14 protein-coding genes are annotated in these 16,171 nt (G+C 71.8%); 10 read left to right on the top strand and 4 right to left on the bottom strand.

The window, feature by feature from the left end; translation table 11 throughout:
• Nucleotides 1-125: 125 nt before the first annotated feature.
• Nucleotides 126-1,970 (bottom strand): FAD-dependent monooxygenase, encoded by a 1,845-nt coding sequence (locus ACK4LS_RS09450; protein WP_409716450.1) that lies wholly within the window; start codon nucleotides 1,968-1,970, stop codon nucleotides 126-128.
• 97 nt (nucleotides 1,971-2,067) lie between these two features.
• On the opposite strand from ACK4LS_RS09450, the gene ACK4LS_RS09445 reads away from it, so the two are divergent.
• Nucleotides 2,068-2,772, top strand: a complete 705-nt coding sequence (locus tag ACK4LS_RS09445) for an IclR family transcriptional regulator (protein WP_409716448.1) — start codon at nucleotides 2,068-2,070, stop codon at nucleotides 2,770-2,772.
• A 204-nt stretch (nucleotides 2,773-2,976) separates the two neighbouring features.
• The gene (locus tag ACK4LS_RS09440) at nucleotides 2,977-4,635 is read left to right on the top strand and encodes a thiamine pyrophosphate-binding protein (RefSeq protein WP_409716447.1); all 1,659 of its coding nucleotides are present in this window, start codon (nucleotides 2,977-2,979) and stop codon (nucleotides 4,633-4,635) included.
• A gap of 66 nt (nucleotides 4,636-4,701) precedes the next feature.
• Here the strand turns inward: ACK4LS_RS09440 and ACK4LS_RS09435 are convergent, their stop codons facing one another.
• Entirely contained in the window at nucleotides 4,702-6,084 is a 1,383-nt protein-coding gene (locus ACK4LS_RS09435) for an MFS transporter (protein WP_409716445.1), read from the bottom strand.
• Between the two features lie 120 nt (nucleotides 6,085-6,204).
• On the opposite strand from ACK4LS_RS09435, the gene ACK4LS_RS09430 reads away from it, so the two are divergent.
• The 6 genes from ACK4LS_RS09430 (at nucleotide 6,205) to ACK4LS_RS09405 (ending at nucleotide 13,267) form a co-directional block, all read left to right on the top strand.
• A complete protein-coding gene (locus ACK4LS_RS09430) occupies nucleotides 6,205-7,941 on the top strand; it encodes a fumarylacetoacetate hydrolase family protein (RefSeq protein WP_409716443.1) in 1,737 nt (578 codons plus the stop codon).
• Nucleotides 7,941-8,720, top strand: coding sequence for a GntR family transcriptional regulator (locus ACK4LS_RS09425; RefSeq protein ID WP_409716441.1), 780 nt, complete (start codon nucleotides 7,941-7,943; stop codon nucleotides 8,718-8,720). Before ACK4LS_RS09430 ends, ACK4LS_RS09425 begins: the two co-directional genes overlap by 1 nt.
• Nucleotides 8,721-8,810: 90 nt before the next feature.
• On the top strand, nucleotides 8,811-10,331 hold the full coding sequence (gene hpaE / locus ACK4LS_RS09420; RefSeq protein ID WP_409716452.1) for a 5-carboxymethyl-2-hydroxymuconate semialdehyde dehydrogenase: 1,521 nt from the start codon (nucleotides 8,811-8,813) through the stop codon (nucleotides 10,329-10,331).
• A 47-nt stretch (nucleotides 10,332-10,378) separates the two neighbouring features.
• Nucleotides 10,379-11,554: a 3,4-dihydroxyphenylacetate 2,3-dioxygenase gene (gene hpaD, locus ACK4LS_RS09415; protein WP_409716439.1), complete on the top strand. Its 1,176-nt coding sequence runs from the start codon at nucleotides 10,379-10,381 to the stop codon at nucleotides 11,552-11,554.
• 130 nt (nucleotides 11,555-11,684) lie between these two features.
• On the top strand, nucleotides 11,685-12,470 hold the full coding sequence (locus ACK4LS_RS09410; protein ID WP_409716437.1) for a fumarylacetoacetate hydrolase family protein: 786 nt from the start codon (nucleotides 11,685-11,687) through the stop codon (nucleotides 12,468-12,470).
• Nucleotides 12,455-13,267 carry an aldolase/citrate lyase family protein gene (locus ACK4LS_RS09405; protein WP_409716435.1) on the top strand — a complete coding sequence of 271 codons (813 nt, stop codon included), beginning with the start codon at nucleotides 12,455-12,457 and terminating at the stop codon, nucleotides 13,265-13,267. Before ACK4LS_RS09410 ends, ACK4LS_RS09405 begins: the two co-directional genes overlap by 16 nt.
• Before the next feature lie 59 nt (nucleotides 13,268-13,326).
• On the opposite strand, the gene ACK4LS_RS09400 is transcribed toward ACK4LS_RS09405, so the two are convergent.
• On the bottom strand, nucleotides 13,327-14,160 hold the full coding sequence (locus tag ACK4LS_RS09400; RefSeq protein WP_409716433.1) for a LuxR C-terminal-related transcriptional regulator: 834 nt from the start codon (nucleotides 14,158-14,160) through the stop codon (nucleotides 13,327-13,329).
• Nucleotides 14,161-14,260: 100 nt separating this feature from the next.
• On the opposite strand from ACK4LS_RS09400, the gene hxlB reads away from it, so the two are divergent.
• Together hxlB and hxlA are read left to right on the top strand one after the other, a co-directional pair.
• Nucleotides 14,261-14,839, top strand: a complete 579-nt coding sequence (gene hxlB, locus ACK4LS_RS09395; RefSeq protein ID WP_409716431.1) for a 6-phospho-3-hexuloisomerase — start codon at nucleotides 14,261-14,263, stop codon at nucleotides 14,837-14,839.
• A gap of 34 nt (nucleotides 14,840-14,873) precedes the next feature.
• Nucleotides 14,874-15,497 (top strand): 3-hexulose-6-phosphate synthase, encoded by a 624-nt coding sequence (hxlA, locus tag ACK4LS_RS09390; RefSeq protein WP_409716429.1) that lies wholly within the window; start codon nucleotides 14,874-14,876, stop codon nucleotides 15,495-15,497.
• 92 nt (nucleotides 15,498-15,589) lie between these two features.
• On the opposite strand, the gene ACK4LS_RS09385 is transcribed toward hxlA, so the two are convergent.
• On the bottom strand, nucleotides 15,590-16,075 hold the full coding sequence (locus ACK4LS_RS09385; RefSeq protein ID WP_409716427.1) for a cytochrome C5: 486 nt from the start codon (nucleotides 16,073-16,075) through the stop codon (nucleotides 15,590-15,592).
• Nucleotides 16,076-16,171 lie beyond the last annotated feature (96 nt).

The raw sequence follows: 16,171 nt of genomic DNA, 5'->3' as shown, positions 1-16,171 counted from the left end.
CGGCCCCACCGGTCGAAGCCGCGCAAGGCAAGGCCGCGCAGGCCGCGTCGGCCGAAGCCGCGCAAGGCAAGGCCGCGCCGAACAGGGCCGCGCCGGCCGGGCCGGGCAGGGCCGCGGGGGGGAGCTCATCGCGCCGCGGCGGCGACCGGGTCGGCCATCGTTCCGGCGAGGAAGCGCTCGAGGCCGGCCGGGTCGGTCAGCGGCAGCACGTGCGCCACGTACTGGTCAGGGCGCACGAGCACCACCGCCCCCTCGGCCCCGATGCCGCGCTCGGCGAAGATGTCGGCGCTCGTCCACGCCGAGGGCGCGGCGGCGAACACCTTCTCGAGGTCGGTGAGCCCCAGCGGTCCCGAGCGCGGGCGGAAGAGCGCGGGCACGTCGACGACGTCCTCCCAGCGTCCGGGGAAGATCGCCTTCGCATCGAACACCGCGTCGAGGTCGGCCCCGGCGGGAGTGAAGCGCTCGACGATCGGGAGCGCGGCGTCGGCCCACTCCCGCAGCGCCGAGCCGTCGGCATCCGCGAAGGCGTAGATCCTCCAGCGCCCGTCGGCCTTCGCGTGATGACCGAGGTGCACGGCGTTGCCGTCGCACACCCGCACCACCTCGACGCTGTGGAAGCGCCGCCCGACGGGGAAGCCGGATGCCAGCTCCTGCGCGGGCGCGTCGGAGATCAGGGCCGAGGGCGCGTACCGCGTCCCGAAGCCGGAGGGGAACTCCGCGGTGGCGAGGTAGTACGTCGCGAGTTCGTCGGGGTCGGTGATCTCGCCGGGCTTTCGCGCCATGAGCGACGACCACTCGCGGTCGAAGTCGATGAGTTGCTGGGCGACCGGACGACGCTCGTCGTCGTAGGTGCGCAGGAGCGTGGCGGGCGCGAGACCGGTGAGCACGTGGCCCAGCTTCCAGCCGAGGTTGAAGCCGTCCTGCATCGAGACGTTCATGCCCTGCCCGGCCTTCGCGCTGTGGGTGTGGCACGCGTCTCCGGTGAGGAAGACCCGCGGGCTGTCGAGGTCGTCGACGAACTGGTCGGTCACCCGGTGCCCCACCTCGTAGACGCTGTGCCAGGCGACCTGCTTCACGTCGATCGAGTACGGGCGCAGGATCTCGTTCGCCCGCCGGATGACCTCCTCGATCGGGGTCTGTCGCACGCGGTGGTCGTCGTCCGCCGCCACCTCGCCCAGGTCGATGTACATGCGGCTGAGGTACCCGCCCTCGCGCGGGATGTGCAGAATGTTTCCCGCCGCCGCATTGATCGCGCACTTGATGCGCCAGTCGGGGAAGTCGGTCTCCACCAGCACGTCCATCACGCCCCACGCGTGGCGGGCGGCGGCGCCGACGTGCGTGCGGCCGATCGCCTGGCGCACGCCGCTGCGGGCACCGTCGCATCCCACCACGTACCGTGCGCGGATGGTGCGCTCCCCCGTGGCATCCGCCACGCGCACCTCGACGTCATCGTCGTGCACCGTGAGCCCGAGGAACTCGACGCCGTAGTCGGGAGCGATGCGGGCGGGTCCATGGGCCGCCGCCTCGGCGAAGTAGTCGAGCACGCGCGCCTGGTTGACGATGAGGTGCGGGAACTCGCTGATCTTGAGGCCGTAGTCCTCCGTGCGGGTCGTGCGCACGATCCGGTCGGGGTCCTCGGGGTCGGGCGCCCAGAAGTTCATCCAGCCGATGTTGTAGGCCTCGGCGGTGATGCGGTCGGCGAAGCCGAACGCCTGGAACGTCTCGACGCTGCGGGGCTGGATGCCGTCGGCCTGACCCAGCGGCAGACGCCCCTCGCGCTTCTCGATGAGGCGCGTGGTGAGCTGGGGGAATTGCGACATCTGCGCGGCCAGCAGCATGCCGGCGGGTCCCGAGCCGACGATGAGCACGTCGACCTCGTCGGGAAGACGCTCGGGCCGGTCGAGGCCGGTGCCCGCGGCGTTCTGCACGCGCGGATCGCCCGAGACGTAGCCGTGGTGGTGGAACTGCATCGTTTCTCCTGACGTCGATGTCGGGGTTGCCTAGGCAGACTTGTTATTCTATATTCGAACACAGCGTTCTGCTATCGAACGAGAGGCTAGCCGCTCCATGCCCGCACGGCAAGACTCCTCCCCCGCCTCGCAGACGCTGAGCCGCGGCATCCGCCTGCTCGAAGAGCTCGCCCACGCCCGCACCTCCCTCTCGATCGACGACCTCGCCGCCCGCGTCGGGCTGCACCGCTCGGTCGCCTATCGCCTGCTGCGCACGCTCGAAGACCACGGTCTCGTCTCGCGGGATGCCGCGGGCGCCGTGCGCCTGGGCACGGGCCTCGCCGCCCTCGCCGCCGGCGTGGCGGCCGACCTCCAGGCCGAGGCCCTTCCCGAACTCACCGCGGCGGCGAACGACCTCGGCATGACGTGCTTCCTCGTGGTCCTGGACCACGAGGAGTGCGTGACGCTCACGAGCGTCGAGCCGCGACACGCGGTGACCACCGTGGCGCAACGGCCGGGGGCGCGGCATCCGGTCACCCGGGGAGCCCCGGGACGCGCGATCCTCGCGCAACTGCCGCCGCGGAGGTGGGCCGACGACGTCGACGCCCGGCTCGCCGCCGAGGTTGCCGAGACCGCCGAACGCGGGTGGGCGACGAGTCACGACGAGGTCGTCCCGTCGCTGCGCGCGGTCGCCGTGCCGTTGTCGGTGCAGGGTCGCGAGCCCGCGGCGGTGGCGGCGGTTCACGTGAGCAGCGATCTGGACGACGCCGTGATCGCGGAGCGGCTTGCGGCTGCGGCTACGGCGATCAGCCGGGCGCTCTGACCACCGCCTCCCCCGCGCGAGTCGTCGGAATTCGTCGCGTCACCATCCGCGGAAGCGACGAAAAGTGGCGACTCGCGCCCCTATACTCAATCCCGTCAGGCGCACGAGGTCGTGCGTCGCTGCTCGAAAAAAGGGCACGTAGCGGAGTCCACCGCGAGACACATACGGCATCCATCCCGTTCGTCTCGAAAGGCCCTCTTCGTCATGCCCACCGTCTCCGCGCACGTCGCGCACACCCTCGCCCGCCACATCGACACCGTCTTCGGCGTCATGGGCAACGGCAACGCCTACTTCCTCGACGCGCTCGGGCGCGACACCGGCTCGGGCTTCGTCGCCGTGCGGCACGAAGCGGCCGGGGTCGTCGCCGCCGACGCGCACTATCGCGCCTGCGGACGCCTCGCCGCCGCCACCGCGACCTACGGCGCGGGCTTCACCAACACCCTCACCGCGCTGGCGGAGGCCGTGCAGGCGCGCACGCCGCTCGTGCTGATCGTGGGCGATGAGCCGACCTCGGGCCCCCGGCCGTGGGGCGTCGATCAGATCGCCCTCGCCGCGGCGGTCGGCGCGCGTACCTACACGGTCGGCCACCGCGACGCGGCGGCGACGATCGTCATCGCGATCGAGCACGCCCTCACCTATCGCCTTCCCGTGGTCATCGGCATCCCGTACGACGTCGCGACCCGTGAGGCCGGACCGATCCCGGATGCCACGGCCCCCGGCGCCGAGCCTCAGGTGACGCCGGAGCACCCGCCTCTCGGCGCCTACGCCGACGCGGTCATCGACCAGATCGCCCACGCCTTGGCCACCGCGGAGCGGCCGCTGCTGCTCGGCGGACGCGGCGCGTGGCTCTCCGGGGCGGGCGCCGCCCTCGACGACATCGCCGCTCTGACCGGCGCCCTCACCACCACCAGCGCCCTGGGCCGCGGCCTGTTCTCCGACCCCGCACGCGACCTCGGCGTGGCGGGCGGCTTCGGCGCGCCCGGCGCGATGGAGCTCGTGCGTCGGGCCGATGTCGCCGTCGTCTTCGGTGCGGGACTGAACCAGTTCACGATGCGCTTCGGCGAGCTCTTCGCCCCCGGCACGCGCGTCTTCCAGGTCGACCTCGCGCCGACCGCGACGCACCCGCACATAGGCGGGTACGTGCGAGGCGATGCCGCCGACGTCGCCGCCGAGATCGGGCGCCGTCTGCGCGATCGCGGGGCGACCCCCTCGTCGTGGGGACGCGGCCTCGACCTCGTCGCGGCACGGCGCCAGCCCGAGGGGCACGGCCACGGCCCCGACGGACGCCTCGATCCGCGCACGGCGGCCGCGCGCATCGCGGAGCTGCTGCCGGAGGACCGGGTCGTCGTCTCCGACGGCGGGCACTTCCTCGGCTGGTCGAACATGTACTGGCCGGTGGCCTCGCCCGACCGCATGATCATGGTCGGGACGGCCTACCAGTCGATCGGCCTCGGCTTCCCAAGCGTCCCGGGCGCCGCGGTCGCCCGCCCCGACTCGACGATCGTGCTCACAACCGGGGACGGCGGCGGCCTGATGGCCCTCGCCGACCTCGAGACGGCGATCCGGGTCGCCGGGGGCCGCGGCATCGCCGTGGTCTGGAACGACGCGCAGTACGGCGCCGAGGTGCTCAACTACGGTGTGAAGGGTCTGCACCCCGACCCCATGCTCATCCCCCAGGTCGACTTCGCCGCCGTCGCGCGCGGATTCGGCGCCGAGGGCGTGGTGGTCGAGTCCGTCGACGACCTCGAGGCCCTGGCATCCTGGGTCGCCCGCGGGGTGGAGGACCGGCGGTTCCTCATGCTCGACCTGCGCGTGAGCGCGGCCGTGGTGGCGCCGTTCTGGGAGGAGATCGCCGCCCGCTGATCGCGCGTGAGCGTAGACGAACGGCCCCGCCGCACCAGAGTGCGACGGGGCCGCTCAACCCGCGACTCAGACCTTCGACAGTCCCCGCACCGGGCTGACCGTCTGCTCGGCCTCGTGGTCGGGACCGAGCGGGATGCCGCTGCGGTCGCGCAGCAGCAGAGTGGCGATCGCGCCGAGCACGACCATGCCCGCGAGGTACCAGGTGACCGCGGTCGTCGACCCGGTCGCCTTGACCAGCGCCTCGGCGATCGTCGGGGCGAACGCGCCGCCCAGGATCGCGCCGAGCGCGTACGAGATCGACACCCCCGAGAAGCGGATGGATGCCGGGAACAGCTCGGCGTACAGCGCGGCCTGGGGTCCGTAGGTGAGACCGAGGCCCACGGTCAGCACGACGAGGCCGAGGGTGAGCAGGGCGATGTTCGCGGTGTTCACGAGCGGGAACAACAGGAACACGCCCACCAGCAGCGCCGCCCAGCCGACGAGGTAGGTGGTGCGTCGGCCGATGACGTCGCCGATCCACCCGCCGATCCACGTGAAGACGAGCCACGACACCGCCGAGATCGTCACGGCGCCGAGCACGTCAGCGGTCGCCAGGCCCACCGGGCCGTCGGGGTTGGTCGCGTAGCGCTGGATGTACCCGCCGGTGGTCATGTACCCGACGGCGTTGTTGCCGGCGAACACGAACGCGGCGATGAGCACGAGCAGCGCGTGCGTGCGGAACAGCTGCACGATCGGCATCCGCGTCTTCTCCTTGCGCTCGGCGAGCTCGACGAACACCGGGCTCTCCTCGACCTTGCGCCGCACATAGAAGCCGATGAGGATCAGCACGAACGACAGCAGGAACGGCACCCGCCAGCCCCACGCGAGGAAGGCGTCACCGGGGGCGACCACGGCCATGAGGCCGAGCATGCCGCTCGCGAGCAGCAGGCCCAGGGGCACGCCGAGCTGCGGCGAGGCGCCGAAGAGGCTGCGCTTGGTCTTGGGGGCGTGCTCGACGGCCATGAGCACCGCACCTCCCCACTCCCCACCGGCCGAGATGCCCTGCAGCACGCGCAGCAGGATCAGCAGCACGGGAGCCGCGACGCCGATCACCTCGTAGGTCGGCAGCACGCCGATCAGGGTCGTCGAGGCGCCCATCAAGATCAGCGTGATCATCAGCACGACGCGGCGGCCGTACTTGTCGCCGAGGTGGCCGGCCAGGAACGCACCGAGGGGCCGGAACAGGAAGCTCAGACCCACCGTCAGGAACGACAGGATCTGCGCGATACCGGGGCCGGCCGGGGCGAAGAACAGCTGCCCGAACACCAGACCGGCGGCGGAGGCGTAGAGGAAGAAGTCGTACCACTCGACGGTGGTGCCGACCACCGTGGCGAAGACCACGCGGCGGCGATCGGCGGAGGTCGAGATGGTGCCGGTCGGCGTGAAACCCGACGGTTGGGAACGGGACATGGGGGGGCTCCTTCGAGACGTCATCGTCGTGGCCCCGGACGTCGTCGTCGGTGACGAAGCGCGTGTTGCCGGGCCGTTCGTCATCGTATACGATTTCAAATACGACGCAAGGGAGCATCCATGACCGACACCGACCCCCGGTTCGCCGCCCTCGGCACGCGGCCCGGCAAGATCGTGGCCGTCCACCTCTCCTACGGTTCCCGCGCCGACCAGCGCGGTCGCCGCCCCGCGGCCCCCTCGTACTTCTTCAAGCCGTCGAGCTCGCTCGCCCCCTCCGGCGCTGAGATCGTGCGCCCCGCGGGCACCGAACTCCTGGCGTTCGAGGGAGAGATCGCGCTCGTCATCGGCGAGCCCGCCCGGTGGGTGACCCCGGATGCCGCGTGGGCCCACGTGGCATCCGTCACCGCCGCGAACGACTTCGGTCTCTACGACCTCCGCGCGAACGACAAGGGCTCGAACGTGCGCTCCAAGGGCGGCGACGGCTACACACCCCTCGGCCCCGCGCTTCTCGACGCGCGCGCGGTCGACCCCGCGGCCCTGCGCCTGCGCACGTGGGTCGACGGCGAGCTGGTGCAGGACGACACCACCGCGGGTCTGCTCTTCCCCCTCGCGCAGATCGTCGCCGACCTCTCCCAGCACTTCACCCTCGAGACGGGCGACGTCATCCTCACCGGCACCCCCGCGGGTTCCTCCGTGGTCACCCCCGGCCAGGTCGTCGAGGTGCAGGTGGATGTCGGCACCCTCTCGACCGGTCGCCTGCGCACCACGGTGACCCAGGGCCACCGGTCGTTCGACCCCGAGGTCGGCTCGCTCCCCGCGGCCGACGACACCCAGCGCGTCGAGGCGTGGGGCTCGCCGGAGGCCGCCGCAGTCGCCCCGGCTGCCCCGTCCGCGCCGCGCACCGCACCGCACGCGGCGCCGCACGCCGCGCCGAAAACAGGCGATCACGCCGAAACAGGACGCCCCGCCGCAGAACCCCCTGTTCTCGCCGGATCCCCTGTCCTCGCGGCGGATGCCGCCCGCCCGGCCGCGCCGCACCTCACGCCGAGCACCGCACCGCACGCGGCGCCGAAAACAGGCGATCACGCCGAAACAGGACGCCCCGACACAGAACGCCCTGTTCTCGCCGGATCCCCTGTCCTCGCGGCGGATGCCGCCGGCTCGGCCCTCACGCCCGAGCTGCGCGACAAGCTCTCGCGCGTCCCCGTCGCCGCCCTCAGCGGGCAGCTCCGCAAGCGCGGCCTGAACGACGTGACCGTCGACGGCGTGCACGCCCTCACCCCCGGCAGCCGCTTCGTCGGCACCGCCCGCACGCTCCGCTTCCTCCCCCACCGCGAAGACCTCTTCGCCGCGCGCGGCGGCGGCCAGAACGCCCAGAAACGCGCCTTCGACGCGGTGGAGGAGGGTGAAGTCCTGGTCATAGAGGCCCGCGGCGAGCGCGGCTCGGGAACGCTCGGCGACATCCTCGCGATCCGCGCCCACGCGCGGGGGGCCGCGGCGATCGTCACCGACGGCGGCGTCCGCGACGCCGAGGCCGTGGCCGCGGTCGGCATCCCGGTGTTCACCGCGGGCCCGCACCCGGCCGTCCTCGGCCGCCGACACGTGCCGTGGGAGACCGACGTGGCCGTGGGCTGCGGCGGCACCACCGTCGAGCCCGGCGACATCCTCGTGGGCGACGGCGACGGCGTGATCGTCCTGCCGCCGGCCCTGGCCGTGGAGGTGGCCGACGCCGCCCTCGCGCAGGAGGAGGAGGACGCCTGGGTCGCCCGCCAGGTGGCATCCGGTCACCCCGTCGAGGGCCTCTTCCCGATGAACGCCGCCTGGCGCGCCCGCTTCGAGAGCGAGAGGAACGCGTGATGGATGCCGAGACCCCGGTGACCGCGACCGGATCCCCCGTCGCGCCGTCCGCCGCCCGCCCCGCCCCCGCAACCGCAACCGCAATTGCACCCGCGACCGCGCCCGCGACGAGCCAGAGCAAGTCGCAGCAGGCGTACCGCTGGATCAAGGACCGCATCGCCTCGCAGGAGTTCACCCCCGGCTACCGCCTCGTGCTCGGCACGATCGCCGGTGAGCTCGACATGAGCGTCGTGCCCGTGCGCGAGGCGATCCGCCAGCTCGAGGCCGAGGGCCTGGTGATGTTCGAGCGCAACGTGGGTGCCCGCGTGTCGATGGTCGACGACACGGCCTACCGCTTCAGCATGCAGGCCCTGAGCCTGCTCGAGGGGGCGGCCACCGCCCTGTCGGCGCGCGCGCTCACCACCGACGACGTGCGCCGCGCCCGCCAGGTCAACGACCTGATGGTCGAGACCCTCGAGCACTTCGACCCGCGGGCCTTCACGGCGTTGAACCAGGAATTCCACGCGATCCTGTTCGAGAAGTGCGCGAACCCGCGCATGCTCGAGCTGGTGCGAGCCGAGTGGGCCCGCCTCGGGCACCTGCGCGACTCCACGTTCAGCTTCGTCCCCGGTCGCGCCGCCGAGTCGGTGCGCGAGCACGAGAACATCCTCGTGCTCATCGAGACCGGGGCTCCGCTCGCCGAGATCGAGAAGGTCTCGCGCCGCCACCGCTCCGCCACCCTCGACGCCTACATGATCCACGAGCACCCCGACCAGGTGCTCGGCCTCCCCGCTTTCTGATTCCGGATGCCATCCACCCCGCGCGCCGACGACGTCGCCGTCCTCGCGCGCTGGGAACCGGCATCCATCCCCTCCACCGAAGGAGCCCGCATGACCACCCCGCTCAGCACCGCCCGCCGCATCCCGGCCGATCTGCCCGATCGCATCCAGCACTACATCGGCGGCGCGTTCGTCGACTCGGTCGACGGCGACACGTTCGACGTGCTCGATCCGGTCACGAACCGGACCTACCTGCGCGCGGCCGCCGGCAAGAAGGCCGACGTCGACCTGGCCGTCGCCGCGGCCCGGAAGGCGTTCACCGAGGGCCCGTGGCCGCGCATGCTCCCCCGCGAGCGCTCGCGGGTGCTGCACCGCATCGCCGACCTCGTCGAGTCGCGCGACGAGCGCCTCGCCGAGCTCGAGTCGTTCGACTCCGGGCTGCCCATCACCCAGGCGCTGGGTCAGGCCCGGCGCGCGGCCGAGAACTTCCGGTTCTTCGCCGACCTGATCGTGGCCCAGACCGACGACGCCTTCAAGGTGCCCGGCCGCCAGCTCAACTACGTCAACCGCAAGCCCATCGGGGTCGCGGGTCTCATCACGCCGTGGAACACCCCGTTCATGCTCGAGTCGTGGAAGCTGGGCCCGGCTCTGGCCACCGGCAACACCGTCGTGCTCAAGCCCGCCGAGTTCACTCCGCTGTCGGCGTCGCTCTGGGCCGGGATCTTCGAGGAGGCGGGGCTGCCCGAGGGCGTGTTCAACCTCGTCAACGGCCTCGGCGAAGACGCCGGCGACGCGCTCGTGAAGCACCCCGACGTGCCGCTCATCTCCTTCACCGGAGAGAGCTCGACCGGGCAGCTGATCTTCGCCAACGCCGCGCCCTTCTTGAAGGGCCTGTCGATGGAGCTCGGCGGCAAGAGCCCCGCGATCGTCTTCGCCGACGCCGACCTCGACGCCGCGATCGACGCGACCATCTTCGGCGTCTTCTCGCTCAACGGCGAGCGCTGCACGGCGGGCAGCCGCATCCTCGTGGAGCGGTCGGTCTACGACGACTTCGTCGCGCGCTACGCCGCCCAGGCCGACCGCGTGAGCGTCGGCTTCCCCGACGACCCCGCGACCGAGGTCGGTGCGCTCGTGCACCCCGAGCACTACGCCAAGGTCATGTCGTACGTCGAGCTCGGCAAGACCGAGGGGCGTCTGGTCGCCGGCGGCGGCCGCCCCGAGGGCTTCGACGAGGGCAACTTCGTGCGGCCCACCGTGTTCGCCGACGTCGCCCCCGACGCCCGCATCTTCCAGGAGGAGATCTTCGGCCCGGTCGTGGCGATCACGCCCTTCGACACGGATGCCGAGGCGCTCGCCCTCGCGAACGACACCCGATACGGCCTCGCCGCCTACGTCTGGACGAACGACCTGAAGCGCGCTCACCTGTTCGCCCAGAACGTCGAGGCCGGGATGGTGTGGCTGAACTCCAACAACGTCCGCGACCTGCGCACCCCCTTCGGCGGGGTCAAGGCCTCGGGCCTCGGCCACGAGGGCGGCTACCGCTCGATCGACTTCTACACCGACCAGCAGGCCGTGCACATCACGCTCGGCGGTGCCCACAACCCCACCTTCGGCAAGGCCCAGGCCCACTGAGCCCGCCCGACCCACCGACGCCGACACACACGCAAGGACGCGAACGCATGGCACAGCACACCGAAGAACAGAAGACCTCGTCCGGATTCTGGGTGACCCAGGAGGCCCCCATCGTCTCCGAGAACCCGATCCCGACGCCCTCCTCCCCCGCGCCCGACATCCTGCGCTGCGCCTACATGGAGCTCGTGGTCACCGACCTGGCGGCATCCCGTGTCTTCTACGTCGACGTGCTGGGACTTCACGTCACCGAGGAGGACGACGAGGCGATCTACCTCCGCTCCACGGAGGAGTTCATCCACCACAACCTCGTGCTGCGCCAGGGAGCGGTGGCCGCCGTCGCGGCGTTCTCGTACCGCGTGCGCTCGGCCGACGACCTCGACAGGGCCGTGGCGTTCTACACCGAGCTCGGTTGCGACGTGCGCCGAGAGCCGGGCGGCTTCACGAAGGGCATCGGCGACTCGGTGCGCGTGGTCGACCCGCTCGGCTTCCCCTACGAGTTCTTCTTCGACACCGAGCACCAGGAGCGCCTGTCGTGGCGCTACGACCTGCACTCCCCCGGTGAGCTCGTGCGCCTCGACCACTTCAACCAGATCACCCCCGACGTGCCCCGCGCGGTGAACTTCATGCAGGCGCTCGGCTTCCGCGTCACCGAGGACATCCAAGACGAGGAGGGCACCGTCTACGCCGCGTGGATGCGCCGCAAGCCCACCGTGCACGACACCGCCATGACCGGCGGCGACGGTCCGCGCATGCACCACGTGTGCTTCGCCACGCACGAGAAGCACAACATCCTCGCCATCTGCGACAAGCTCGGCGCCCTCCGCCGATCGGATGCCATCGAGCGCGGCCCCGGCCGTCACGGCGTCTCGAACGCGTTCTACCTGTACCTGCGCGACCCCGACGGCCACCGCGTCGAGATCTACACGCAGGACTACTACACCGGCGACCCCGACAACCCCGTCATCACCTGGGACGTGCACGACAACCAGCGCCGCGACTGGTGGGGCAACCCGGTGGTTCCCAGCTGGTACACCGAGGGCTCGCTCGTCCTCGATCTCGACGGCATCCCGCAGCCGGTCCGCGCCCGCGAGGACTCCAGTGAGATGGCGGTCACGATCGGCGCCGACGGCTTCAGCTACACCCGCGCCCCGGAAGAGGCCGCCGCCGGCGCCGGTGCTGCGGCATCCGGTTCCGGCGAGTTCAAGCTCGGCAACCAGCTCTGACCGCCGCCCCGCCGGACACAACGCAGGAAATCCGACCACGCCCCCGCGGGAGACGTCATCGGTACCTCTGCCCCGCAGCAGATCTCCTGCGTCATGTCCGCACGGACCGCCGCAACCCGAAAGGACACCCATGCTCACCGACGAACAGATCGACGCGATCGCGGCCGAGCTCGCCGAGGCCGACCGCACGCACGCGGTCATCCCGCGCATCACCGCGCGGTACCCGGATGCCACGGTCGACGACTCGTACCGCATCCAGGGCCGCTGGCGCGACACGCAGCTCGCCGCGGGTCGCACGCTGGTGGGGCGGAAGATCGGCCTGACCTCCAAGGCGATGCAGCAGGCGACGGGCATCACCGAACCCGACTACGGCGTCATGTTCGACGACACCGTCTACCGCTCGGGCGATGAGATCCCCGTCGCGCTCTTCTCGAACGTGCGCGTCGAGGTCGAGCTGGCCTTCGTGCTGCGCACACCGCTGGAGGGACCCGATTGCACGCTGGACGACGCCCTCGCCGCGATCGACTACGCCGCGCCCGCCCTCGAGGTGCTGAACTCGCACATCGAGCTCGAGGGGCGCACGATCGTCGACACCATCAGCGACAACGCCGCCTACGGGGCGATGGTGCTCGGTGACCAGCGCCGGCGCCCCGACGAGATCGACCTACGCTGGGTGCCGGGCGTGCTCAGCCGCAACGGCGAGATCGAGGAGACCGGCGTCGCCGCGGGCGTGCTCGGCCACCCCGCCACCGGCGTCGCGTGGCTCGCGAACAAGTTCGCCCAGCACGGCGCGCGCCTGGAGGCGGGCGAGGTCATCCTGGCAGGATCGTTCACGCGCCCGATGTGGGTGTCGCAGGGCGACGACGTGCTCTGCGACTACGGACCGATGGGAACGATCTCGTGCCGCTTCGTCTGACCCCGACCTTCCGGGCCGCGCTGGCGGCATCCGATCGTCCTCTCGCTGGCATGTGGGTGTGCTCCGGCAGCGCCGTCGCCACCGAGATCGCCGCGGGCTCGGGGCTGGACTGGCTGCTCATCGACATGGAGCACTCGGCCACCTCGCTCGAGACCGTGCTCCTGCAGCTGCAGGTGGCCGCGGCGTACCCGGTCGCCCCGGTCGTGCGCGTGCCGGGGAACGATCCGGTGACGATCAAGCGGGTGCTCGACCTCGGCGCGCAGAACCTCATCGTGCCCATGGTCTCCTCCGCCGACGAGGCGCGCGCCGCCGTCGCGGCCACCCGCTACCCGCCCGCGGGCGTGCGCGGCGTGGGCAGCGCCCTGGCCCGCAGCGCCCGCTGGAATCGTGTCGACGACTACCTCGCCGCCGCCGCGGATCACGTCTCGCTCACCGTGCAGATCGAGACCGCGGCCGGCGTCGCCGCCGCCGCAGACATCGCCGCCGTCGAGGGGGTGGATGCCGTCTTCGTCGGCCCGTCCGATCTGTCGGCGTCGATGGGACTCCTGGGTCAGCAGTCGCATCCCGACGTCGTCGCCGCCGTGCACGCCGTCTTCGCCGCGGCGAAGGATGCCGGCACCCCGGTCGGCGTGAACGCCTTCGATCCCGCGGTGGCCGAGGCCTACCTCGACGCCGGCGCGGACTTCGTCGCGGTGGGCGCCGACGTCGCCCTGCTCGCCCGCGCATCGGAGGCGCTGGCGTCGCGCTTCGTCACCGCGCGCGTCGAGAGCGACGCCCCGCGGCGCGACAGCTACTGAGCGTCGCGCACACGCGCGGACCACGCCGAGCGTGCGCGGCTCCGCGCTCGCGGGCGTGGTCAGCGCGCCGTTCCGCGCGCCACGAGCTCCGCGCGCGTGGACACCCCGGCCTTGCGCAGCAGGTTCGACACGTGGAACTTCGCGGTGTTCTCGCTGATCCCCAGCTGCTGGGCGATCGCGCGATTGCGCGAACCGGTGATGATCAGGCTCAGCACCTCGCTCTCGCGGGGGCTGAGGTCGACCGCCTCGTCGAGCACCTCGGGTCGCGGGGGCGGATCCAACGGCAGGGTCACCGTGAGCTGGGAGCCCCACCCCGGCGTCGAGTCGACGTCGAAAGCCCCGTTCAGGGCACTCACCCGCTCCACGATGGGCCGGAGCGAGTCATCGTGGGTCGTGAGTCGTCCCTCCCCGTCGTCGCGGATGCCGATGAGCAGGTTGAGGCCGTCGCAGTCCCACTGGATGCGGACGCGCTGCGGCGTCCCCCGATCGAGCAGGGCCAGGACGGCGCTGCGCACGATCGCGCGCGCCTCGTGCGCCACCTCTCCGGGTAGGGCTCGACCCGTGGTCGGCGGCTCCACGAACTGCACGTCGAGGTCGCTGTGCCGCACCAGGGGCCGCAGATCGCTGCGCAGCCGCGCGAACGCTCCGGTCACCGGTTCCAGCAGGCTGCTGCGCTGACGGTCGGTCGAGGTGCGCAGCACCACCAGCGCCGCCGCGGCCGTCTCGGTCGCGAGGGTGCGCGCCGCGCGGTCGTCGAGCCGAGACGAGCGCAGGATCGCGAGCACCGACTCCAGCGTCACGGCGTGCCGGTCGGCCTGCTCGGCGACGACGCGCTCGTGTTCGGTCGCCAGTGCGCGCGAGGCGGCCGACGACGGGTCGAGTGGCTCGGTCATCCGCCCACCCTAGTCGACACCCTCTACCTACCCGTTCGGGTAGGTACGCCCGTGCCGTGGACCGGCGACGATCGACGCCGTGCGGGCGCAGCATAGGGGGATGAGCGCAGACGAGACCCCCACGGTCGAGACCTCCCTGACCCGCATCGCCGGGGAGCTGACCGCGGTCGTCGAGCACCTCGCGACGCGGCCCGGTGCCCTCGATCCCGTGCTCGACGTGCTCACCGCCGCCGATCGCGTCTTCGTCTTCGGCGCCGGCCGCTCGGGCCTGGCGCTGCGCATGACGGCGATGCGCCTCATGCACCTCGGCCTGGACGTGCACGTCGTCGGCGAGACCACCACCCCGGCGATCCGCGCGGGCGACGCGCTGCTCACGGCGAGCGGATCCGGCACCACGAGCAGCATCGTGCGGGCAGCCGACACGGCCGCCGAGGTCGGGGCCCGCGTCGTGGGGATCACCACCGCTCCCGATTCGCCCCTCGCCCGCGCGACCGACGCCCTCGTCATCGTTCCGGCCGCGGCGAAGCTCGACCGCTCGGCGACGGCCTCGACCCAGTACGCGGGCGGGCTGTTCGAGCAGGGCGTGGTGCTGGTCGGCGACGCGATCTTCGACGCCCTCTGGCGCCGCTCCGGGCTCTCAGCCGACGACCTGTGGCCCCGCCACGCGAACCTCGAATGACCTCCCCCTCCCCCAGAAGTAAGGACACACCCGCATGAAGCTTCAATTCGCCATGGACACCCTCTCCACCGAGGCCGCTCTCGAGCTCGCCGCCGCCGCGGCCCCGCACGTCGACATCCTCGAACTCGGCACGCCCCTCATCAAGAGCGCGGGCGTCTCCGCGATCACCGCGATCAAGCAGGCGCACCCCGACAAGATCGTCTTCGCCGACCTGAAGACGATGGATGCCGGAGAGCTCGAGGCCGACATGGCCTTCCGCGCCGGCGCCGACCTCGTCACCGTGCTCGGCTCCGCCGGTGACAGCACGATCTCCGGCGCCGTCACCGCGGCGAAGGAGCACGGCAAGGGCATCGTCGTCGACCTCATCGGCGTCGCCGACAAGCCGGCGCGCGCGAAGGAGGTCGTCGCCCTCGGCGCCGAGTTCGTCGAGATGCACGCGGGTCTGGACGAGCAGGCCGAGGAGGGCTTCACCTTCGCGACGCTGCTGCGCGACGGAGAAGCGGCAGGCGTGCCGTTCTCGGTCGCCGGCGGTGTGAACGTCGACAGCATCGCCGACGTGCAGAAGGCGGGCGCGCAGGTCGCCGTCGCGGGCAGCGCGATCTACAGCGCACCCGACGTGGGCGCGGCCGCCGCCGCCCTCCGCGCCGCAATCGTCTGACCGCCCTCGCCTGACCGGTCGCCCGGTCCAGTCCCCGCGGAACGCGAAAGGGGCCGAGCCATCCGGCTCGGCCCCTTTCGTCGTCGGGAGGGTCAGTCCTCGTCGTCGTCCTCGTCCTCATCGTCGTCGCCGACGATCTCGATGTCCTCGATGTCGAGCTCGGGGGTGAGCTGCACGTGCACGAGGGCGTCGGGGAACGACGTCTGCCCCGCGAACACCACGATGATGGCGTCGGCGAACACACCCACGCCGATGGCCTCGAGGTCGGTGCGCAGATCCACGTCGGCGTCGAGCTCGCCGTCATCGAGGGCGTCCTCGATGTCGCTCGCGACCTCTTCGACGATCGCGCGCCAGCGATCCTCGCTCACCGAGAGAACGTCTTTCAGGTTGGCCATGATCGCGTCGAGGTCCGGCTCGTCCTCGTCGTCGATCTCGGGGTCGAGGTCGACCTCGACCTCGACGCCGGCGGCATCCAAATGACCCGCGCCGATGACGCTGTCTTCGTCGATCTGGGCGTCGTCGAGGAGGCCGCTCTCGGTGACGCGGCGGAGGAGATCGTTCAGCACGGACTCAGTCATGATCAAACTTTCCCACGTCGAGCGGATGAGCGCCTCCCCATTGCGCGCGACGCTCCGTCTGTTCAACCGGCGGCACGCCCTGGTTCACCGCCAGAC

It is taken from the genome of Microbacterium sp. (assembly GCF_046295495.1).
Taxonomy (GTDB): domain Bacteria; phylum Actinomycetota; class Actinomycetes; order Actinomycetales; family Microbacteriaceae; genus Microbacterium.
The sequence above is the reverse complement of the archived record's forward strand: the minus strand, read 5'-3'. Positions and strand labels throughout refer to the sequence as shown.